Here is a 22,779-nt window from a genome sequence, read left to right as displayed (position 1 = left end):
TTCAACTACCACTTTTGAATTTGAAAAATTATTAATCTAAATTTTTATTTTAGTTTGAAAAACTGCAAAAATTGACCTTTGGAAATAGCTTTAAAATTGCGAAACTATATTTTTCCGAGTATTTACATCTTATATTGATTTAACAGTAAATTAGTTGTGTTTTTGAAAGAATTTGCTTTTAAAAACTAAAATTTTGCTTCAAGATGAAGAAATTAAATGTAAAATTTAACTCATTAATTGTTTAGAAGCAAAAATGAGCTTATGAATGAAAAAAGAGAATTTGTGAAATTTTTTTTTCTCTGAAAGTGGATCAGTGGCAATTTATAAATTTTATACCCCGGTTGAGTAATTTTTTGTAAAACTAAAAATTAACTTTTAATCTTAATAAAAAAACTCAGGAGAATATCCTGAGTTTTTAGTTTTAAATGGAGAAAACCCTGAAAATTGACCTTCATAAATGGCTCAAAAATCGATTTTCTATCTTTTTTCGATAATGTATATCAAACTTGAAAATTCGTTTGAAAAAAGCGCCTTTACATTAGAAATCGTTCCGTGAATGACTGCTTTTACCCAAAATAAGGGTGATTTTTTGTATTTTTCGCTTAACATCGAAATGTAATAGGAGTCTAATACCAATGGTTTGATTTTTCTCATCTTCCAGTCTGATTTTTTTGAAATCAGATTTTCCATTCCATTTTTTGAAAAATGATAGATATGTCTTGGTACATCATAAGCCGCCCAATATTCTTTATAATGTTTTGCATCATAAGAAGTAGGGTTGGGGACTGCGATTATAAGAATTCCTTTTTCTTTTAATTTCCCGTGAAAAGCATCGAGCATTTCATCTTGATTTTCGATATGTTCAAACACATGCCATAGTGTAATAGCATCTAAACTGTTTTCTTCAATTGTATTGATAGTATCCAATACAGAAGCTTTCGTTATTTTTCCCTGTGCTGCTTTTCTGGCATCGGCATCAGGTTCAAAACCGACAGTATCAAAATCATTTTCTATATATTTTACAAATTCTCCGGCACCGCATCCGTAATCAAGAACTTTTGATCCTTTTTTAATTCTGTCTATCAGTATATTTTTTTTGTACTGCAGATTGAAAGACTGAAGGAATTTATAAAGTTTTTCTTTCAGACTTCCGGAATCCTGGTGATGAGAAATATAATCTTCACTTTCATAATATCTGGAAATATTGGATGGGATAGGGGTGGTCTTGAAGACACCTTTTGTTTCTGTCTCTTTAATTTCAAATATTTCCTGTGAAAGAAAATGATCTTTTATTTTCATTGAAATCGTTATCTTTTGTATTGTAAAAAAATTAAGATATTCAGAGCTTGCTATACGCTCATAAATACCTTAATTTTTGTTTTATATTTTTAATGTTTCACGTGAAACATTTCTTTTTTAACGTCCTAAATACACTAGTAAAACGTTTATATCGGCTGGAGAAACCCCGCTTATTCTTCCTGCCTGAGCAATTGTCTTCGGACGTACCTTAGACATCTTCTGTTTTGCTTCTGCAGAAAGGCTTGAAAGGTTTGTATAATCAAAGTCCTCAGGAATTTTAATGTTTTCCAGGCGGTTCAACTTTGCTACATTCTCTTTTTCTTTCTCAATATATCCTTTATACTTAATATTGATTTCTGCCTGTTCTCTTACTTCATCATTATATTGGCTGGAAACTTCTTTAATGAAATCAATCTCATCAAGTTTTCCCAGTGTCATATGAGGCCTGGTAAGAATTTGTGCGGCTCTGTACGCCTGATCTACCGGATTGCTCTCTATAGATTCAAGAATCGGATTGATAATACCAGGTTTTAAAGAAGTTTCGCGAAGAAACTCTTCAAGTGCTTGGCTTTCAGATACTTTAACTTCTACTTTTCTTAATCTTTCTTCTTTTGCTAATCCTAATTGGTAAGCTTTCTCAGTTAATCTGATATCTGCGTTATCTTGTCTCAAGAGAAGTCTGTATTCAGCTCGTGAAGTAAACATTCTGTAAGGTTCTTCAGTTCCTTTAGTGATAAGATCGTCAATTAATACCCCAATATAAGCTTCATCTCTGTTTAAGATGAAATCTCCTTTTTCATGAACTTTATTATGAGCGTTGATACCTGCGATTAAACCTTGACCTGCTGCTTCTTCATATCCTGTTGTTCCATTGATCTGTCCTGCGAAATATAAATTATCAATTAATTTTGTTTCAAGGGTATGTTTCAATTGGGTAGGAGGGAAGTAATCATATTCAATAGCATAACCTGGACGGAATACTTTTACGTTTTCAAATCCGGGAATCTGTTTCATTGCTTTGATCTGTACATCTTCCGGAAGTGAAGAACTGAATCCGTTTACATAGATCTCTACAGTTTTCCATCCTTCCGGTTCTACGAAAAGCTGGTGTCTGTTTCTTTCTGCAAAACGGTTGATCTTATCTTCAATACTTGGGCAATATCTTGGACCTAAACTTTGAATCGTACCATTGAACATTGGGCTTCTGTCAAAACCTTCTCTTAAAATATCGTGTACTGTTTCGTTAGTATATACGATATGACAGCTTAATTGTTTTGTTAATTTCGGAGTATCAAGATAGCTGAACTTTTGGGGATTTTCATCTCCTTTCTGTTCTTCCATTTTTGAATAATCCAAACTTCTTCCATCTACTCTTGGTGGAGTACCGGTTTTCATTCTTCCTGCTTCGAATCCTAAAGTGACCAATTGTTCTGTAATTCCAAACGCTCTTGGTTCACCCATTCTTCCTCCGCCTAATTGTTTATCTCCAACATGAATTAAACCATTAAGAAAAGTTCCGTTAGTAAGAACTACAGATTTTGCTTTGATCTCAATTCCTAAAGAAGTAACTACTCCGGTTACTTTATTATTTTCAATAATCAGTTGTTTCACCATATCCTGAAAGAAATCAAGATTGGGAGTATTCTCTAATGCTAAGCGCCATTCTTCGGCAAAAAGCATTCTATCATTTTGGGTTCTCGGAGACCACATCGCAGGACCTTTTGAAAGATTCAGCATCTTGAATTGGATTGCAGATTTGTCTGCCACAATTCCGGAATATCCTCCCATTGCATCAATCTCTCTTACGATCTGTCCTTTTGCGATTCCGCCCATTGCCGGGTTGCAACTCATCTGTCCGATGGTCTGCATATTCATTGTAACAAGTAGGGTTTTTGAACCTAGGTTGGCTGCGGCTGCAGCGGCTTCACAACCTGCGTGTCCGGCACCTACTACTATTACATCATATATTTCTGAAATCATTTTTATCTCGCTTGTTTTAAGCTTTAAACCTTATCTTTATAACCAATGTTTCACGTGAAACATTTTTGAAGAATGCACTCTAGATAAAGTTATATTATTACTAGAATTGAGTACTTTAGGTAGGGGACTTTAAGTGATTGTTCAATTTCAAATCTTTAAATTCCTGTATTTGGCTAAGTACAAATCTTCCATTCTCCGCATCTCTTTTTCTTCCTCTTCCGTCTTGTCTTTATAGCCTGCAAGGTGCAAAATACCATGGGCTAAAACCCTTCTTAATTCTTCTTCATAATCTCGGGAAAGGGTAGAGGCGTTATCAGAAATGCGTTGCAAAGATACGAAAATCTCAGCGCTTATTGTCTTGCCTTTTACATAATCAAAAGTGATGATATCCGTATAATAATCATGCTGTAAATAATCCTGATTGATCTTAAGAAGATATTCATCATCACAGAAAATGTAATTGATTTCTCCTAGTTTTTTTCCTTCTGAAAGAATAAGATCTTCCAGCCATTTTTTGTAATCTGTACTTACCGACTCTGGTAAGTTTTCGTAAAAGAACTGTATCATTTTTTTAAAACCAGTGTCCTAAAATAACACTGAATATACCTTTTTGGTTATTTTTAAGTGAGTGGCTGAAGTTGACTTTTATCTGCCCGAAAGGAGATTTGTAACCCGCCGTAATTCCCAGTGAACTATAATTTACTTTAACTGCATCTTCAAACTTGATATCGTTTGATAAGTTAGCAAAGCTGAAGTTTCCACTGATAAAATAGTTTTTGTTAAATTTAAATTGGATATCGTTAGATGCTAATATCACATTATTTGTATAAAGCTGGGCGAAATAAAATCCTCCAAAGCTTTTAAAATTAATAAGATTCTGTTCAAAAATTCCACCTAATCTATATTGGTAATAACCAGGAAGATTTTCACCAATAGTAACACCTCCAAACACGTTAAGACGGTAAGTGAATTGCTTGCCAAGAGGAATATTGATTTTAAGATCTGCTTTGATCTGAATTATTCTTTTATCAACTTCAGACTTTAAAAGATCTATAACCTTTCCTTCTGCTGCAAAATAAATTCCTTTGGTAGGAAACTCCTTATCATCCTGCGTATCGGTTTTTATAAAGATATAAGGGTTCAGAAAACGGTTGGAGCGTCTGTTGTCTCCATTGCTGTTTTCCGCTTTGAAGTAATCATGGCTGATACCACCTCCAATGGCGAATTTATCTTTCCATATAGACTGTATATAGGCTTCATTTCTCAACCATTCCCATCGGTCTACAACATAATTATCTACATTCTTTATATCGAAGCTCATTCCTGATGAATAAAGACCAAAGCCAGGAATATATCCGTTATCAATAAAATAGTTCAGATAATATCTCACGCGGTCTCCCACGACAACATCCAGGGAAAGATTTGAATTTTTAAATAAAAGTCTCTTTGCAGAATAATTCAAAAGAAGTCCGGTTTTGAAAACTTCATCATAATGCAATCCGAATTTTAAAAAATGGCGGGTGTCATCCTCAGTCACATAAAGCTTCAAATAATTGGCATCATTTTCCTGAACGATATCATAATTGATAAAGCGATAGTTATTCGTCGCGACCAATTTATCTACCATTTTATTGATGCTTCCATAAGTCTGTAAAGAGGGTAGGCGAAGTCCCATTTTCCCCAGTGTGTAGTTTTTACCGTATATTTTACTTCCTTCGATAGAAATGCTGTCTATCTTATATACGTTAGAATATATAGGGTTTATACGTTGTCTGAGGCGGTCAAAAGGACGTTTGGGTAATTGATCCAGTACTTGGGAATATTTAAGCCCTTCTACATACCCGCTGTCCAGAATTTTCTTTTTATCATCGTAGCTTGTAGCGGACATCCCTTTCAGGTTAGGTTTAATATTGATGTCCGTATATTTATACTGTTTTCTTGTATCTTTCTTTATTCCGAAATCAATCACCTGGTTCAGTATGGAGATAATATTGTTTAAATCCTCTCTTTTTGAAAGGTCCTGATTAAGGTCTACACCAATGACAATATCGATTCCTTTGTCCTTTAAAGGCTTTGAAGGGTAGTTCACCGTCATGGCTCCGTCAATATAAATACTGTCACCAATTTTAATAGGATCCATTAAAGATGGGAATGCAGAACTTGCCATAATGGATTGTACGAGATCTCCTTTTTCAAATATCTGCATATTGCCGCTTTCCAGATTGGTTGCAACACACATGAATGGAATTGGCATTTTGGAAAAGTCTTCAATATTGGAAACATTTTTAAAAAGTTCTTTCAGAAGATAAACATTTCTCTGGCCGGTACTGATGGAGGAGGGAAGTGTGATTTTTCCGTTTTTCAGGGGAATGGATAAAAGATATTTGTCTACGGATTTGTTGAAAAAAGTGGTTTCTTGTCTCGACTTCGGATCCATAATTAAAGAATAGAAATCCGTATCCATGACAATTTTTTCTATTTCTTTTCCGGAGTATCCTGCGGCATACAAACCACCTACTATGGCTCCCATACTTGTTCCAGAGACATAGTCCACCTTCACTCCCAATGAATCTAGTACTTTAAGAACTCCTACATGTGAAAAACCCTTGGCTCCGCCACCAGCTAGTGACAGTCCAATCTTTGGGTTTTTAGGAATTTTCAAATCTTTTTTTACCTGAGAATGGATCAATAACAGTTGGAATATGGAAAGCAGAATCAGGAGTTTTCTCATAGTTAATCTTTTATATAAATCCGTTTCACCCGAGGCGAAATGGAGGTTAATACTTCATAGGTTATCGTTTTGCAGTAGCCTGCGAATTCTTTTAAACTTGGTTTGGCATTGAAAACAGTTACAGTATCGCCTTCTTTTACATTCGGAATATTATCTACATTAATCATCATCATATCCATACAGATATTTCCGACAATTGGTGCCAGTGTTTTGCTGACGCCTACATTTCCTACCTGATTTCCTATCAGCCTTGGAATACCATCAGCATATCCAACAGGTATAGTCGCAATTCTGGTAAGATGGTCAACCTTATATTTTCTGCTGTAGCCTACAGACTCACCGTTTTCAACCATTGATATCTGTGAAATTACGGTTTTAAAACTTACAACAGACTGCAGCTGCTTCTGAATTTCATTGTCAGGAGACTCTCCCAACATTCCAATACCAATTCTTACCATATCAAACTGGTGATTGGTATAGCTAGTTATTCCGGAAGAATTCAGGATATGACGAAGAGAAGTGTATTCTAATTTTTCTATCAGGTAGCTGGAATTCTTTTCGAAAACTTCCAGCTGCTTCAAAGTAAATTCTTTTTCTTCAGGCATGTCAGATGATGATAAATGACTGAACATACTCTGAACTTTCAGATTTTTCTGGCTTAAAGTTTCGCTTAACTGATCCAGTTCAAAATCTTTAAAACCAAGACGGTGCATTCCTGTCTCCAGTTTAATATGGATTGGATACTTTTTATCATAACCTGATTTCTGAACGGCTTCATAAAATAATTCCAACACTCTGAAACTATAAATTTCAGGTTCCAGGTTATATTCTATAATAGTCTGATAGCTGTGCTGCTCGGGATTCATGACAATAATGGGTGTCGTAATTCCTTTTTTTCGAAGTTCTACACCCTCATCAACGTAAGCTACACCAAGGTAATCTATATGATGATGCTGCAGAAATTCTGACACTTCATAGCTTCCTAACCCGTAAGCATTGGCCTTTACCATAGCCATCATTTTGGTTCCTGGCTTCAGAAGCGATTTATGATAATTGATATTATGGAGAATCGCATTAAGATTTACTTCCAGTACCGTATCATGCTTTCTGAGCTCAAGGATATCTTTAAGCCTTTCGATCTCAAATTTTCTGGCTCCTTTTAACAGGATGATCTGATTTTCTATTTCAGTAAGATGCTTGCTTTCAATTAACTCTTTAGTATCAATGAAAGTATATGTTTTAGCTTTAAATAATTCACTAAAGTTTGATATTTCATCACCAATTAAGAATACAGAATCAAAATGCTGTTCATTGACCAGCTCAGAAACTTCTTCATACAATTCTTTAGTGTTGCTGCTCACCCCTACGATGTCAGTTAAGACCAGCGATTTTTTAGATTTATTATATTCATTCAAAAACTGGAGAGCAGTCTTCAAAGAATCGAGGTCAAGATTAAAAGAATCATTGATGACAATATTGCCTTTAATTCCTTCAATTGCTTCAAGCCTCATTTCAACGGCCTTTAAAAGGTTGATTTTTTCAACGATCTTTTTATTTTCGATATCAAGTTCCTTGAGTACTGTGATAAGCGCCATAGCGTTGGTTAATGTCGCTTCGTCTCTCTGATGGGCTGGAAAACTGATTTCTTCCCCAAAGTAATCAACAATAATGTTGTCATCTTTAGAAATATTGCTTTTGATGGAAACCTGGTTCTCTTTTTTTAAACCGTAAGAAATTAATTTTTTATCAGAATATAATTTTTTGATTTTTTGTTCAACCAAAGAATTGTCGCCATTATAAATGATCACCTCAGAATTTTTGAAAAGACTGATCTTTTCATCAATGAGTTGTTCTTCGGAAGAAAAGTTGGCAGCATGAGCTGTTCCGATGTGGGTAAGTAATCCGATCTGTGGATGAAACATATTTTCAAGTTTTTCCATCTCATGGGGTTTTGAAATTCCCACTTCAAAGATTCCCAGCTGATGAGAGCTGTTGATCTGAAGAAGAGATAGCGGAAGACCAATCTGAGAATTAAAACTTTTAGGACTTTTTACAGTAGGGAATTCATTCCACAGACATTGATACAGCCATTCTTTTAAAATAGTTTTACCATTACTTCCCGTGATTCCTATAGATTGTAAGTGAGAATTTTCAAAATGATACTTTGCTAATTTTTGAAGAAACTCTACAGAATTTTCAACGATAATCCAGGTTATATTTTCAAACTCCGGAAAATGATGTTCAGAAATAATGACATTAATACCTCTGTCTATTGCAGATTCAATGAATTTTTCACCGGAATTCTTTTGGGTATTGATCGCGATAAAGGCTGTATTTTTGGTAGAATAAATAATTCTGCTGTCATACGCTATATTTTTGATCATTAAACTCCCGTCTCCAATGATCTGTGCATTGGTGATCTCTGCAATGTGTTGTACTGTATAGTTCATTGGTGCCCTTTCTGCTTTATTTTTGAGCGAAACTACAGAAGTAAAACTGAAAAAAATGTGAGACCGGTTATTTAAACTGATTCTTTTTTCCAGATTTTACCCTATTGCTTTTCGCTTTTTATTTTTTACTGAGTGAATCTATTTTTATGGTTGGGTATAGTTAATCCCTTATTTTCTTTTTAAAAGTACTTCGTCAATAAATACACGGCGGCTTACTGCCTCATAGTTTTCAGTTTCCCCCAATTCTACAAGACTATCTCCCTGTGAAGTTCTCATAGAATAATTGGCAAGATTGCCTGTTCTCTTACAAATAGCATGCACTTTTGTGACATACTCAGCAGTAGCCATCAAATTGGGCATTGGCCCGAACGGACGTCCCAAAAAGTCCATATCCAATCCTGCAATGACCACTCTGATACCACTATTGGCAAGCTGGTTGGCAACATCAACGATACTTTCATCAAAAAACTGAGCTTCATCAATGGCTACTACATCACAATTGGAAGCCAACAGAAGAATTTCATTAGGATTTTCTACTGCTGTACTGCGGATTTTATTCTGATTATGAGATACTACATCCTCTTCAGAATACCGTACATCCAGTTTAGGTTTAAAAATTTCCACATTCTGTCCTGCCATTTCTGCCCTTCGCAATCTGCGGATCAGTTCCTCGGTTTTACCCGAAAACATAGAGCCACAAATCACTTCCATCCAACCACTTTGTTTGGAATGATTAATTGTATTTTCTAAAAACATTTGTTAAATTAGCCGTATATTTTTAACATCAAAAGTAAGCAATTTTAATAAGAATCTTATTATGCAGAATATCCAAGATTTAAAGGAAAAGATTTTTTTTGAATCCATGAATATCATTGATAATCTGGACAAAATAAACAACGTAGACGAATTACTTTCCAAGCAAGATCTTGTAGATGAGCTTGCTAACAGGATTTCTTTTTTGAAACTGCTGGAAAAGAATATTGAATATTTAATTGCAGATCATCAGGCGCAGAATCCGGCTCATCAGCCTATCTCTTTTGCATCCGGAGACACGGAATATTATGATAAAGGGAATGAGGTGACAGAAGAGGAAGCTATTTTCAATAATGAACTGAACGAAATTGATGAGAATGAAATTTTCTCAACTGGATCTGAAGAAGAGGAAGCTGTTTTCAATAACCAGCTGAATGAAATTGTTGAAAATGAATTCCATGAAAATATTGTAAGCTTTGTAGAAGAAGGTTACGAAGAAAAGACACCGGAAAATATTCAGGAACAGGATTCTGATCATGAAACCCTGGAAGAAGAAGCGGTTTTCAATAATCAGCTGAACGAAATTAATGAAAATGAAATTTCAGATGAGCAAAGAGCCGTTTTGAGCTTTGTAGATGAAGAAAAAATTCTTGCTGATTCTACACCGGAGTCTGATGAAGATCTTAATGAAGACCTGTTTCAGAATGAAGTGACGGAGGAAGAAGCCATTTTCAATAACCAGCTGAGTGAAATAGATGATCAGGAAGAGGAGGAATATGCTGAGCAGGAATCAAAAAAAGAAACTGATTTTGCCGAGATAAATGATGCTAAGATTCCTATGACAGAAATTATTCCAAGTATTTTTGATACAGAAACCCTGGAAGATGAAATACTGATCGAAGAAAACGAAGAACAGTTTGTGGCTTCAAATGTTTCTATTGAACAGGGAGAAATGGCAACAGAAACTTCCAATGTAGAAAATATTCTGAGTGAGATAAAAAATGATCATTCAGTAGAAGAGATAAAGGAGGAAAGTATCCTTGCTGAAGTCTATGACAGAAGAAAAATCGTTGAAATCGATAAACCTGTTGCCGAAGAAACAGAAAAACATCCTTCTGATGAAAGTTTTGAAAATTTAGAAGAATATCATCAGGAGAAAAAAATAAAATTATCCAATATCAAAGGATTGAAAGCTGTTCAGTCACTTTTTGATGACGATCCTTTGGAAAGAGAATTTCCTAACGAAAAGGAATCTGCAGAAGAGAAAGTAGATGCGGGAAGTATTCTGAAGTCTAATATTCCTACCCATTTTATGGAAGCAGACAAACAGAAGCCGGAATTTAAGCTGGATCTGAATGACAGAATTGCTTTTTCAAAAATGCTCTTTGAAGGAAGTCAGACAGATCTGAATGATACGGTATTTCAGCTGAACCAGTTCAAAACGCTGGAAGAAGCCAAAGAATATCTTAGTGATCTGTATTACGACAGAAAGTGGAGTAAAGTGGATGAATATGCTCAGAGACTTTGGATATTGGTAGAAAATAAATTCTTATAATTTTGAGCGGAATCTTATATTTTGTTCCCACACCAGTTGGGAATCTGGAAGATATGACTTTCAGGGCAGTAAACGTCCTGAAAGAAGTTGATTATATTTTATGTGAAGACACCAGAACTTCCGGAATACTTTTAAAGCATTTTGAAATTTCAAAACCTTTAAAATCTTATCATTTACACAATGAGCACCAGGCAACGGAAAAGGTAATTGCTGACCTTAAAAGCGGTCAGAACATTGCTATTATTACCGATGCAGGAACTCCCGGAATTTCGGATCCCGGATATTTGCTGGCAAAAGCAGGAGCAGACAATAATATTGATATGATCTGCCTTCCCGGAGCCACTGCCCTGATTCCTGCACTTGTCGTTTCAGGACTTCCTAATAATGAATTTTTATTCGCTGGGTTTTTACCACAGAAAAAAGGAAGACAGACGAAGCTCAAGCAGCTTGCTGAAGAAAAAAAGACTATCGTTCTTTACGAAAGTCCCCATAAAATCAATACAACCCTGGAGCAGATCAAAGAATTCTTCGGAGAAGAGACCAAAGTAAGCTTAAGCCGTGAGATTTCTAAAAAATTCGAAGAAACTAAACGTGGAACAATCAATGAATTAATTGAATTTTCCAAAAGTAAAACGTTAAAAGGAGAGATCGTTCTTATTGTCAATAATTCTATTTAATTTTTCTTGAAAAAATTAGTCTTTGTATTGTGTTCTGTAGTCTGTACAGCACAGACCAACCAATATATGAAAGTGATCCTGTCTAAAAAGACAGGAAAGGAGGTGAGTTCCTATTCGGAAGGATATGGAACAGTGTATGATTCCGGTTCTAAGAAACAGGGAATTGTAGATTCTTTAGGAGCCATTACCTTTGAATCTCCTTACAGAGGAAGTATTTTGCATATTTTTAAAAACAGATTTATTCTTTATTCTGAAGAAGGTAACCATAGAAAATCAGCTATTATTGACGAAAAAGGAAAGGAGGTTATTGCATTGGATGATCAGGAATTCAATACACCCTGGTGGAGCAAAGACCGCATTATTTCTTCAAAACAGGATAAAGAAGCCGTCTATGACTATAATGGAAAGGAAATTATTCCTTATGCTGAAAAGATCCATTTTTCGGGCAAGAACAGGTTCTTTGTTTTAAAAGATAAAAAATGGTTTCTGCATGACTTTGACGGAAAGCAGCTCAGCAGCCGGGAATTTAAAGAAGATTATAACTTTGAAGACGGTAAAGCACTGATCATTAATGAAGACAATGAAAGTGAAATCATTGGAAATAATGGTCAGACCCTGCATAAATTTACGAAACAGGTGGTAGACATCAATGCTTATCCTTATCTGATTACTAAAAATAAAAGTACAGGAAAGTATGGCTTAATAGATGCGGAAGAAAATACGATTGCTGAGGAAATCTTTAATGATATTACACCGGAATACTTTGGCAGAAAGGAATATATCTACCTTATAAAAAAGGGTAAGGCAACGGTCTTCAGTAAAAAAGATAATAAGCTGTATTCCCAGACTTTTAAATACCTCAATCCTTTATTGAATAATTTCTTCAGTGTTTATAATGATAAAGTAAAAAAATCCGGGATTGTTGATCTTGAGGGAAATATCATTCTTCCTCAGGAATATGATTTTATCAAAGCTTTCACCATTTCTGGGAAAGATTTTATCTACCTTAAAAAAGGAAATGAAGAACAATTTCTGGATAAAGATCTTAAGAATATTGTAGGGGAAGGTGTACAGATTTTAGGTTTTTATCCGGACAATCTTATTATTGAAAAACAGGATCATTATTATAGGTTTTCTGTCAAGGATAGCTCAATAGCAGAATTGAAAAATATCAGTCAGATAAAAAATGAAGACGTTGAATATTTTAATCTGCTTAATCAGTATTCAAAACCTTTAGTATGTAAAAATACAGGCAACTTATATGGCATTCTGGATGGAAAAGGAACAGAAATTGTTCCCTTTATTTACGAAGATATCATAACATTCGGGAATGCTGAGAACGAAATTGTGGTAAAAAAAGAAGGAAAATTCGGGGTTTCAAACTTTCAGAATGAACCTTTAAAGGAGATCGTTTATGATAAGTATTTCTGGCAGAAAGAAGTACTGAAGCTGGATAGAAGTAAAAAAACTGACTTTATTTATTTCACAAGATTTAAAAATAATCCCGTTCAGCTTTAATAAAAATCCAGTATTTTAACAATTTAAATGGGTTGAATAACATTTTATAATATCTTTGCAAACCGTTTAATTCCGGATAGGAATTGTAGAAACTATAAGAGTCAGCTGTCAGAAGCTGAATGAGTTATAAAAGAAAATAATTGTCAATAGATATGAAAATATTAGAAGGAAAAGTAGCACTAATTACCGGAGCTACAAGAGGAATCGGTAAAGGTATCGCTGAAATGTTTGCTCAGCAAGGGGCAAAAGTAGCATTTACCTACGCTGGCTCTGTAGACAAAGCAAAAGAATTAGAAGCAGCTTTAAGTTCTGTAACCCAAATTAAGGGATATCAGTCTGACGCATCAGATTATGATGCTGCTCAGAAATTGGTGGAAGATGTAATGGCAGAGTTCGGGCAGATTGATATTTTAATAAACAATGCAGGAATTACGAAAGATAACCTGCTATTGAGAATGTCCAAAGAAGATTGGGATAAAGTAATCAAAGTAAACTTAGATTCAGTTTTTAACCTTACGAAAGCGGTAATCAAGCCCATGATGAAGGCAAGATCCGGATCTATCATCAATATGACTTCTGTAGTAGGAGTGAAAGGAAATGCCGGACAAGCCAACTATGCAGCTTCTAAAGCAGGTGTCATAGGATTTACAAAATCTGTGGCACTGGAATTAGGATCAAGAAATATCAGATGTAATGCTATCGCTCCGGGATTCATTGAAACGGAAATGACTGCTGTTCTGGATGAAAAAACAGTTCAGGGATGGAGAGAAGAAATTCCAATGAAAAGAGGAGGACAGCCTTCAGATATCGCGAATGCATGTGTATTCTTTGGCAGCGATATGTCAGCATACATTACCGGACAAACGTTAAACGTTGACGGTGGAATGTTAACTTAGAAAATGAAAAAAGTACAGAATATAGTATTATTCTTGTCGATTTTAATAGGCGTCGGTCTGGCATACATTAGTTTTTTTAATGTATATCAGACCGATGATTATTTCTGGTCCTACACAACCAGAAAAGTAGGGCTGATACAAAGTTTTATAAACACCTATACAACATGGGGCGGAAGATATTTCGGATATTCTATTAATATGTTTAATCCTGTCTTTTACGACAACCATAATATTCTTCCGAAAATATACCCCGTCTTTTTAATGCTCTCCTTTATTGGAGTTTCAGCATTAAATTTTAAAGAATATTTCAACTATTCCCTGAAAGAGTCTATCAAAAAAGGATTTCTTCTGTTTTTCTTTTACACAGTGCTTCTTGTGAGTTTACCAGAACACTACTTTTGGATTACGGGCTCCAATATCTATTTCGTTCCTGTTATTTTATCAGGTATTTTACTCTATTTTTTCAAAAAAAAGGAGGAAACGGGACAGAAAATATGGCTTTTTCTTTCAGCGTTGCTTATTGTAATTCTGATGGGGTCTAATGAAATTCTGGCATTGATTCTTGAAGGACTCCTGTTAGTATCTTATTATCAGAAGCGTAACCAGGAAAACTTGTTTTTGGTCCTGTTAGGAACCGTTTTTTTGCTTGCATGCTTTCTCGCACCTGGAAATTTCAACAGAATGGGAGAGGCAGAAAGAGGAATGGTAAAATGGCTGAAAAGAATTGCTCTTTTTGGTGCTGATACGGCTTATGTTGGATTAAAAGTTATTGTAGTACTTCCATTATTTATTAAGGTTTTTGAGGAAGAGCTCAAAAAGATCACGGCTCAGATCACATTGAAAAAAGCCATTTTATTCTGGTCTGTTTCACTGATTCCTTTGTTATTTACGAGCTATATTCTCACCTCTATTGCAAGGCAGTTTGAAAGTATACTCTTTTATTTCCTGCTTACTTTTTCACTGTTATTATATTTTAAATTTGAAAAAATTAAAAAATTCTGGTGGGTCTCTCTCATCATTGTTTTTCTTCCTGAACTTAAAATTTTCCCGGAAAAATATTCTTATTTTAATATTGATTTTAATGGTGAAAATATTATGATGGAACTTCTGACTACAGATTTGAAAGAATATGAAAGAGAAATGGATGAAAGGGTAGATATCCTCAAGAATTCATCTAAAGATTCTGTTGTAGTGGATAAGATAAAAGAGGTTCCGAGCATTTTATATATTGATGAAATGGCTTCTGTAAAAGAACAGGAAACTTATGTAAATGATCAGCTTCAAAAATATTTTAATAAAAAATATATCAGAACAAAAGAATAAATAAAGGCTTTAGATAATAACTCTAAAGCCTTTTATTTTGTTTCTAGTCTTTGAAAACCTGATTTTCCTGTTCCTGAACCCTGATAAAAGTGGTTCTCTTGGAAAGCTCTTTAAGCTTTGAAGCTCCTACATAAGTGCAAGTAGACCTTACACCTCCCAAAATATCTTTTACAGTGTCTGCCACAGGTCCTTTGTACAATGCTTTCACTGTTTTTCCTTCAGAAGCACGATATTCTGCCACCCCTCCGGAATGCTTATCCATTGCTGTTTTGGAACTCATTCCGTAGAAAAGCCGGTATTTTTTACCATTTTCTTCAATCATTTCACCGCCACTTTCATCATGACCGGCAAACATTCCGCCCAGCATCACGAAATCTGCACCTCCTCCGAAAGCTTTCGCCACATCACCGGGAACTTTGCAGCCGCCATCAGCGATGATGTGTCCGCCTAAACCGTGGGCAGCGTCAGCACATTCAATAATAGCAGAAAGCTGAGGATAGCCTACTCCTGTCTTTACTCTGGTCGTACAAACAGATCCGGGACCAATACCTACCTTTATAATATCGGCACCTACCAGAAGAAGCTCTTCTACCATTTCTCCGGTAACAACATTTCCGGCGATAATGATTTTATCCGGAAAATTAGCCCTTGCTTTCTTCACAAATCCAACGAAATGCTCAGAATAACCATTGGCTACATCAATGCAGAGAAACTCAATTTTTGGATGCTTTTCAAGGATATGTTTTATTTTTTCTTCATCAGCTTTTCCTGTTCCTGTGCTTAAAGCAATATATTGATGAATACTTTCAGGCTGGCTCTGTAGAAACTGATCCCATTGTTCTACAGTATAATGTTTGTGAATAGCCGTAATAATTTTTTCTTTTGCCAGCTCTACAGCCATTTCAAAAGTTCCTACAGTATCCATATTGGCAGCAATTACAGGAACGCCTGTCCATTTTTTCTTAGTATGTTTAAAGGTAAATTCTCTTTGTAAATCAACTTCTGACCGGGATTTTAAAGTAGAACGCTTAGGGCGGAACATTACATCCTTGAACCCCAGTTTTATGTCATATTCTATACGCATTTTGTAATTATTTGTCAGAATAAAGGTAGTAAATAATCTGAAACGGAAGGTCTTCAAAGTAATGGTTTTTACCACTGTCGGCACAAAAAACCCGGCATGGAATAACGTTTTCATGCCGGGTTTTAATTATCTATACAGCTTCAGCTTCTGATAATTGTTGAAGTGAAGCTTTTTGTAATATTCAAGGAGTGAATGATCAACAGGGTTATTTCACCTCTTTTACATTTTCAAAGGTCATCACCTCTTCCAATGTTTTCATGTATTCGTAAGCGGTAAGGTCAAACTTTACCGGAACAATAGAAATATATCCGTTCGCCAAAGCTGTTTCATCAGCATCTTCAGAATCATCCATATTGTTGAAATAACCGGTCAGCCAGTAATATTTTTTACCGTGTGGATTTATTCTTTCATCAAAGCTTTCTTCCCATTTGGCATTAGCCTGCTTACAAACCTTTACTCCTTTTATTTCCTCAGCAGGAAGTTTAGGAATGTTGACATTCAGGACAACTCCTTTAGGCATTGGATTCTCCAGTGTTCTTCTTACAATATTCTGAATGAATTCTTTAGCCTGGGTAAAATCAGCTTCCCAGCTGAAATCCAGCAACGAGAATCCAATGGCAGGAATTCCTTCTACCCCTGCTTCTACTGCAGCAGACATCGTTCCCGAATAGATCACATTAATAGAAGAGTTTGCTCCGTGATTGATCCCTGAAACTACAATATCAGGTCTTCTTTTCAGAATTTTATCAAGAGCCATTTTTACACAGTCTACAGGAGTTCCGCTGCATGAAAAATCAGTCTGCGGGCCATCCAGAGTAACTTCTTCGTAGCTTAGGGTAGAATTAATGGTAATAGCGTGGCCTTTTCCACTTTGAGGAGAGTTGGGGGCCACAACAACTACTTCTCCGATTTCATTCATAAAACTGATAAGATTTCTGATACCTGGAGCTGTAATTCCATCATCATTAGTAACCAGAATAAGTGGTCTTTCCATAAATTATCTTTAATATTTTTATTCAAATAGGGTGAATTTGTTCATTTCAGAATTGAACAAATAGATTTTCAACACATCAAATGTAGGCAAAAATAAGACGTGATAAAACAGCAGTTTTATTATTAATTGTTGCGAATTCAGAATAAAGATTGCTCTTTTTTAATGATAAAATGAGGCTGTGAGCAGGGAAAAAGAAATATTTGAGGTTTAGAAAAAAGAATAGAAATGAAGTAAAATTAATACATTGATTTAATTCCAGATTCACTAATAACCTCAGTACTTCACAGATGCTTTTTCAAACAGAATCTGATACCGTTCAGCCGAAAAGCACCTGCTAAGCCTGATGGTTGTTTAATTTAAGTGGTTGTACAAAATAATAAACTAATCAAGAGGTTTTCTGCCTGTAATGATGTTATAAAGAATAACAACAATAGCAATGACCAGTAGAATGTGAATCAAATAACCCGTGCTGATGCCCGGAACTATTCCTAACATTCCTAAAAGCCAAACAACGATGCAGATGACTGCAATTAACCATAATAAACTTCTCATGACTTTACATTTTAAAGTTATCTGATTAAATATCAGCATATTTTGTGCCTTTATGCCTTAAAATTCACTTTTGTGGTATCTGTTTTTTATTTTCAATGAAAAAAATTCATGTTAGGGCACTTCACTGAAAACAGAGATATTATTATTTCGTTTTCGGGTTAAACAGCCTGATAATAGGAAATGGCTAACACTGTTAATATTTTTTTAGCTCTATTTAATAAAAATGGTTAAAACTATCTGATAATTGCAAATAAGGTATTAAATTTGATCATTTGTAACAGTACCAAACTTACTGCTACTAATTATTATACTTATTTTAAAAAAATTAATAAATAAAGACAGTTTATGTGGAAAAATTTCAAACTGAATAAATTTTTACTCCTTATTCCATTAACCAGTCTAATGTTTTGTTTCAACTCGCCAAAGAATGACGATGAAAAGATGCAGACGATTATGGTGAGCGTAAAAAATACACTTTCTTATCTGCATTATAGCCCCAAGACTATCAATGATGCCTATTCGAAGGACGTTTATAAGCATTATTTCGAATTGGTAGATCCAGCGAAAAGATATTTCCTGCAATCTGATATGGATGAATTCAACAAGCATGAGACAAAGCTTGATGACTATATCAGCCAGGGAGATCTTACATTCTATAAGCTTACGATTGACAGACTATATCAGAGAGTGGATGAGATCGATAAAATAACACAGGATATTTTCAGTAAGCCAATCAACCTTCAGGAAGATGAAGCACTTACCCTTGAGCCGAAACTTAAAAAGGTACCTGCCAATAAGCAGGAACAATATAATGAGTGGAAGAAATTCATCAAGTACAATATTCTTCAGGAAGTAGAGTCGATGAACAGCAAAGAAGAAGCTCAGAAAGAAAAGAAAGACTCTGTTCAGAAGTACAAGCTGAAAGACACAATTAAGTTTAAAGCCCTTACTCAGGACGAAAAGATCAAAAAAGCGACTGATGAAGTGAAAGATCTTGTAAAAGATACCTTTACCCGATTCAAAAAGAGAAAGAAAATGGATTGGTTTACCGTGTATATGAATGCCTATACAGAAGTATTCGATCCGCATACCAACTATTATTCTCCAAAAGATAAAGAAGATTTTGATACTCAGTTTACAGGAAAAGTAATTGGTATCGGAGCATTAATTCAGGAGAAAAAAGGAAACCTTTATTTAGGAGCTCTTACTATTGGTGCACCGGCATGGAAGTCGAAACAGCTTTCTGAGGGTGATAAAATCCTGAAAGTAAAGTCTAAACCGAAAGACGATGCTGTAAATGTCGTAGGAATGCTTTCTGATGAAGCCGTACGATTGATCAGAGGTGAAAAAGGAACTCCGGTAACATTGACGGTTCAGAAAAAAGACGGTACCATCAAGGATGTAACAATGATTCGTGAAGAAGTAGCTATTGAAGATACTTTCGCAAGAAGTATTGTAGTGAACACTCCAAATGGTAAGAAATATGGTTTCATCAACCTTCCAAGCTTTAATGCTGATTTTGAAAATGCAAAAGGAAGAAATGCTTCTGATGACATCAAAAATGAAATCATTAAGCTTAAAGAACAAAATATCCAGGGAATCATTCTTGACCTTAGAAATAATGGAGGAGGTTCTTTAACTGAAGTAGGAGATATTATGGGTCTTTTCATGGAAGCCGGACCTTACGTTCAGGTGAAAGACGGAAACGGAAAAATACAGACTCTTAAGAATAAAAATGAGACTCCAATCTGGACAGGCCCATTGGTGATCATGCAAAACGAACTTTCTGCTTCAGCTTCAGAAATCCTTGCAGGAGTAATGCAGGATAACGGAAGAGCAATGATTATCGGATCTCCGCAGTCTTTTGGAAAAGGAACCGTTCAGACTTTTGTTGATCTGAACAGATTCCTAAACACAGAAGATGATTTCGGATCTTTAAAACTGACTATCCAGAAGTTCTACAGAATTACCGGAGAATCTACACAGAGAAAAGGGATTGTTTCTGATATTCAGATGAAAGACTTCTTTACTTATGCTGAAGTAGGAGAGCGATATGATGATTATGCCTTGGCATGGGATAAAATTCCGCCTACGAAATTCCAGAAACTGAACTATTTCAACATTCAGGCGCTTGAAAAAGCGAGCGCAGACAGAATGGCTAAAAACAGCAATTATCAGTTGTTATTAGAGTCTGCTCAGTGGAGAGAAAAACTGGATAAAGAAGAAAATATCACTTTGAATATCACTAAGTTTAATGAGCTGATGAAGAACAGAAAGTCTCAGATTGAAAAGTTCAAAGCTTTGACAAAATTTGAGAACGGGCTTCAGTTTATGATGTATCCAAGTGAGATTGAAAGAGAGAAAAAAGATGAAGCTTTCAAGAAAAAATCTGAAATGTGGATCAAGAATCTTAAGAAAGATCTTTACCTGCAGGAAGCAATGAATATTGTATCAGATATGGGAGCCAAATCCTAAACATAAAAAAAACGCTAATGAAAATTAGCGTTTTTTTTATTGAGTAACGGGGTTACTTAATTTCTACACATCCCACTCTTCCTCCGGCATTTCCGGTAGGCTGAGTATGGAAATCATCTGCTGCAGCGTGTACAATAAGACCTTTTCCGATGATGTTTTTAGACTCGTCTGTGCAGCCCAGACACCATTTGTCTGTCTTGAAAGTCAATGTTGCAGTTCCGCTCTGATCAGCCACCAGGTTTCCTATATCTCCCATATGGAAATGTTCAGCACCCCATTTACCATGATCATTCTTTGAAGGATTCCAGTGGCCTCCGGTAGAAGTTCCGTCTGCTGCAGAGCAGTCTCCTTTTTCATGAATGTGTACTGCATGAATTCCAGGGGTAAGGTTGGTGACATTCAGCTTCATGGTCACCGCATCTCCGTTTTGGGTAAACTTCGCTGTTCCGCCTGTCTGTGTTCCGCTTTTGGCATTTACAGAATACATTTTTGTTGTTCCGCATGAAGCTGCTAAAAATGCAAATCCTGCCAATAATGCTAGTGTTTGTACTTTCATTTTTTTAAATGATTTATAGTGATTTTACCCCTAAAATTATAAAAGATTTTTCAAAGCGCTTTATGATTCCAGTCTTTTTTTCAAAAGATATTGCGCAGTACAGCCGAAATTCAATACGTTTCAGCCTCAGATTCTGCAACTTTGATCAGAAGATGTATTGCTTTAAAAAGAGACAAAAAAAGCTTATTTTTAACGTGAAAGTAATTATCCCATATCAAAAGAAGAAATAGAAAATGATTATTCTGTATACATTCATCAGCGAAGAAAGACATCAGTCGCTTCTAGACCGTTATCTGCCTGTTTTTTCTGACGATAATAAAAGAAATATTCTGAAATACAGAAGATGGCAGGATGCACAACTTTCTTTATTGGGAAAGGTTCTTTTACAATATGGATTAAGGACTTATTATAACATCCCTGAAGCAGAAACGGGCGTACTTCCCAACAAAAAACCCTACTTAAAAGACCAAAACATTCATTTTAATATCTCGCATTCTAAAGATCTGGTTGCCTGTGCCATTGCAGAATATCCTTTGGGAATTGATGTCGAATACAATGATCCGAAAGTTACTTACCTTGATTTTACATTTCAGATGACTTCTAATGAGGTTCAGGAAATTCAGGATGCTGAGGATAAAATGAAAGGATTCTTCACTTATTGGACGAGAAAAGAAGCTGTTATAAAAGCGCACGGAGCAGGAATGATGCTTCCACTTGAATCTTTTGAAGTAATCAATGACGAATGTACGATTGAAGATGAAAAGTTCTTTATAAAAGAGATTTTTATTCACGAAGATTATCATAGTTATGTAGCTTCTTCAGATCCTGAGATTAAAAATATAATCCCTCTTTTTAAACATTTTGAAGCGGATATCCTATAGTAAAAAAGAGTTGATTATCTTGATAATAGCAATAATAGACAACAGATTTTCATTCTGGAAAAATATCTTTGTAAACTAACAACTTTGAATTGGAAGAGTATAAAAAACGAATTGTAAAAACAATTCAATATATTGATAATCATATTGATTCGGATTTGTCTCTGGAGAAAGTTTCAGAGGTAAGTGCCTATTCGCCCTTTCATTTCCACAGAATATTTAAGCTCGTTACCGGAGAGACTCTTCAAAGCTATATCATCAGGAAAAAAATAGAAAAAAGCGCCCTTCATCTGGCCATGCATAAAAATATGGAAATCAAAGATATCTACTGGAATCTTGGATTTTCGAACCATTCATCTTTCTGCAAAACATTCAAAAAATATTACGGCCTGCCTCCTACAGAATTTCGTAGATCAGCTCCCGAAAAATTTCACAAGATTTTACAAACACATCGCAAGAACGGACAAATTGATACGGTTTTCAGCCAATACATTTGCAACATAGAAAACCTATTAAATTGGACCAACATGAATTTAAAAATCGAAGTAAAAGAAATGCCGGAAATGAATCTGGCTTCTGTAATGAGCCTTGGAATTGCTAACGTAGAATCTTCTTTCAACGTATTAATAGACTGGGCGATTAAGAAGAATCTTTTTCCAAGGGAGAATGTGAAAATGATCGCTGTTTATCATGACAGCTGTAAGATTACCCCTCTTGATAAAGTCAGAATCCATGCCTGCATGCTTTTGGATGAAAAACTGAAGCAGCAGGAGGGTGAAGTGTTTGCTGAAACCTTAGATGCCGGAAAATACATTGTGGGAAGTGGTGAAGTTACGTTGGATGACTTCGAGCAATGCTGGGTTTCTTTGTTTCTATGGATGAATGAAAACAATTATACAACCAGAAGAACCTTTCCTTACGAAATCTATCACTCTAACTTTAAAGAACATCCGGAAGGAAAAATGATCGTTGATTTTTGTATCCCGATTCACTAATTTCCCATTCGGTAGCAAAAGAATGCCTTTCGGTAACAAATTTTTTACAGAAAGGCATTTTTC

At 35.3% G+C, this 22,779-nt stretch carries 18 protein-coding genes; 8 read left to right on the top strand and 10 right to left on the bottom strand.

What is annotated here, in order from left to right:
- Positions 1-477 precede the first annotated feature (477 nt).
- From GFU89_RS13730 to GFU89_RS13705, 6 genes are all read right to left on the bottom strand, one after another.
- Positions 478-1,299 (bottom strand): class I SAM-dependent methyltransferase, encoded by an 822-nt coding sequence (locus GFU89_RS13730; RefSeq protein ID WP_318847662.1) that lies wholly within the window; start codon positions 1,297-1,299, stop codon positions 478-480.
- Positions 1,300-1,416: 117 nt separating this feature from the next.
- The gene (gene mnmG / locus GFU89_RS13725) at positions 1,417-3,279 is read right to left on the bottom strand and encodes a tRNA uridine-5-carboxymethylaminomethyl(34) synthesis enzyme MnmG (RefSeq protein WP_318847661.1); all 1,863 of its coding nucleotides are present in this window, start codon (positions 3,277-3,279) and stop codon (positions 1,417-1,419) included.
- A gap of 147 nt (positions 3,280-3,426) precedes the next feature.
- Positions 3,427-3,846, bottom strand: a complete 420-nt coding sequence (ybeY, locus tag GFU89_RS13720) for an rRNA maturation RNase YbeY (protein WP_318847660.1) — start codon at positions 3,844-3,846, stop codon at positions 3,427-3,429.
- 4 nt (positions 3,847-3,850) lie between these two features.
- Positions 3,851-6,010: a patatin-like phospholipase family protein gene (locus GFU89_RS13715; RefSeq protein ID WP_318847659.1), complete on the bottom strand. Its 2,160-nt coding sequence runs from the start codon at positions 6,008-6,010 to the stop codon at positions 3,851-3,853.
- A gap of 2 nt (positions 6,011-6,012) precedes the next feature.
- On the bottom strand, positions 6,013-8,460 hold the full coding sequence (locus tag GFU89_RS13710; RefSeq protein WP_318847658.1) for a bifunctional UDP-N-acetylmuramoyl-tripeptide:D-alanyl-D-alanine ligase/alanine racemase: 2,448 nt from the start codon (positions 8,458-8,460) through the stop codon (positions 6,013-6,015).
- 168 nt (positions 8,461-8,628) lie between these two features.
- Positions 8,629-9,216 carry a thymidine kinase gene (locus GFU89_RS13705; RefSeq protein ID WP_318847657.1) on the bottom strand — a complete coding sequence of 196 codons (588 nt, stop codon included), beginning with the start codon at positions 9,214-9,216 and terminating at the stop codon, positions 8,629-8,631.
- A 61-nt stretch (positions 9,217-9,277) separates the two neighbouring features.
- On the opposite strand from GFU89_RS13705, the gene GFU89_RS13700 reads away from it, so the two are divergent.
- The 5 genes from GFU89_RS13700 to GFU89_RS13680 all read left to right on the top strand — a co-directional run bounded on the left by GFU89_RS13700 (position 9,278) and on the right by GFU89_RS13680 (position 15,182).
- Entirely contained in the window at positions 9,278-10,768 is a 1,491-nt protein-coding gene (locus GFU89_RS13700) for a hypothetical protein (protein WP_318847656.1), read from the top strand.
- Between the two features lie 2 nt (positions 10,769-10,770).
- Complete coding sequence (rsmI, locus tag GFU89_RS13695) at positions 10,771-11,445, top strand: 16S rRNA (cytidine(1402)-2'-O)-methyltransferase (RefSeq protein WP_318847655.1); 675 nt, start codon at positions 10,771-10,773, stop codon at positions 11,443-11,445.
- Between the two features lie 6 nt (positions 11,446-11,451).
- Positions 11,452-12,963, top strand: coding sequence for a WG repeat-containing protein (locus tag GFU89_RS13690; RefSeq protein WP_318847654.1), 1,512 nt, complete (start codon positions 11,452-11,454; stop codon positions 12,961-12,963).
- A 152-nt stretch (positions 12,964-13,115) separates the two neighbouring features.
- A complete protein-coding gene (fabG, locus tag GFU89_RS13685; RefSeq protein ID WP_318847653.1) occupies positions 13,116-13,859 on the top strand; it encodes a 3-oxoacyl-[acyl-carrier-protein] reductase in 744 nt (247 codons plus the stop codon).
- A 3-nt stretch (positions 13,860-13,862) separates the two neighbouring features.
- Positions 13,863-15,182, top strand: coding sequence for a DUF6056 family protein (locus GFU89_RS13680; protein WP_318847652.1), 1,320 nt, complete (start codon positions 13,863-13,865; stop codon positions 15,180-15,182).
- 43 nt (positions 15,183-15,225) lie between these two features.
- On the opposite strand, the gene GFU89_RS13675 is transcribed toward GFU89_RS13680, so the two are convergent.
- The 3 genes from GFU89_RS13675 to GFU89_RS13665 all read right to left on the bottom strand — a co-directional run bounded on the left by GFU89_RS13675 (position 15,226) and on the right by GFU89_RS13665 (position 17,812).
- Positions 15,226-16,266 (bottom strand): GMP reductase, encoded by a 1,041-nt coding sequence (locus GFU89_RS13675; protein ID WP_318847804.1) that lies wholly within the window; start codon positions 16,264-16,266, stop codon positions 15,226-15,228.
- A 205-nt stretch (positions 16,267-16,471) separates the two neighbouring features.
- Positions 16,472-17,260, bottom strand: coding sequence for a 5'/3'-nucleotidase SurE (surE, locus tag GFU89_RS13670; RefSeq protein WP_318847651.1), 789 nt, complete (start codon positions 17,258-17,260; stop codon positions 16,472-16,474).
- 381 nt (positions 17,261-17,641) lie between these two features.
- Positions 17,642-17,812, bottom strand: a complete 171-nt coding sequence (locus GFU89_RS13665) for a lmo0937 family membrane protein (RefSeq protein ID WP_184558962.1) — start codon at positions 17,810-17,812, stop codon at positions 17,642-17,644.
- A 345-nt stretch (positions 17,813-18,157) separates the two neighbouring features.
- On the opposite strand from GFU89_RS13665, the gene GFU89_RS13660 reads away from it, so the two are divergent.
- The gene (locus tag GFU89_RS13660; protein ID WP_318847650.1) at positions 18,158-20,287 is read left to right on the top strand and encodes a carboxy terminal-processing peptidase; all 2,130 of its coding nucleotides are present in this window, start codon (positions 18,158-18,160) and stop codon (positions 20,285-20,287) included.
- Positions 20,288-20,339: 52 nt separating this feature from the next.
- On the opposite strand, the gene GFU89_RS13655 is transcribed toward GFU89_RS13660, so the two are convergent.
- Positions 20,340-20,843, bottom strand: coding sequence for a superoxide dismutase family protein (locus tag GFU89_RS13655; protein WP_318847649.1), 504 nt, complete (start codon positions 20,841-20,843; stop codon positions 20,340-20,342).
- Positions 20,844-21,076: 233 nt separating this feature from the next.
- Here GFU89_RS13655 and GFU89_RS13650 point away from each other — a divergent pair, with 233 nt between their 5' ends.
- Together GFU89_RS13650 and GFU89_RS13645 are read left to right on the top strand one after the other, a co-directional pair.
- Positions 21,077-21,724: a 4'-phosphopantetheinyl transferase family protein gene (locus GFU89_RS13650; RefSeq protein ID WP_318847648.1), complete on the top strand. Its 648-nt coding sequence runs from the start codon at positions 21,077-21,079 to the stop codon at positions 21,722-21,724.
- Between the two features lie 89 nt (positions 21,725-21,813).
- A complete protein-coding gene (locus GFU89_RS13645; protein ID WP_318847647.1) occupies positions 21,814-22,716 on the top strand; it encodes an AraC family transcriptional regulator in 903 nt (300 codons plus the stop codon).
- Positions 22,717-22,779: the final 63 nt, after the last annotated feature.

Source organism: Chryseobacterium sp. JV558 (assembly GCF_033712365.1).
Lineage (GTDB): Bacteria > Bacteroidota > Bacteroidia > Flavobacteriales > Weeksellaceae > Chryseobacterium.
Note: the sequence above shows the minus strand (reverse complement) of the source record. Positions and strands in the feature narration are given on the sequence as shown.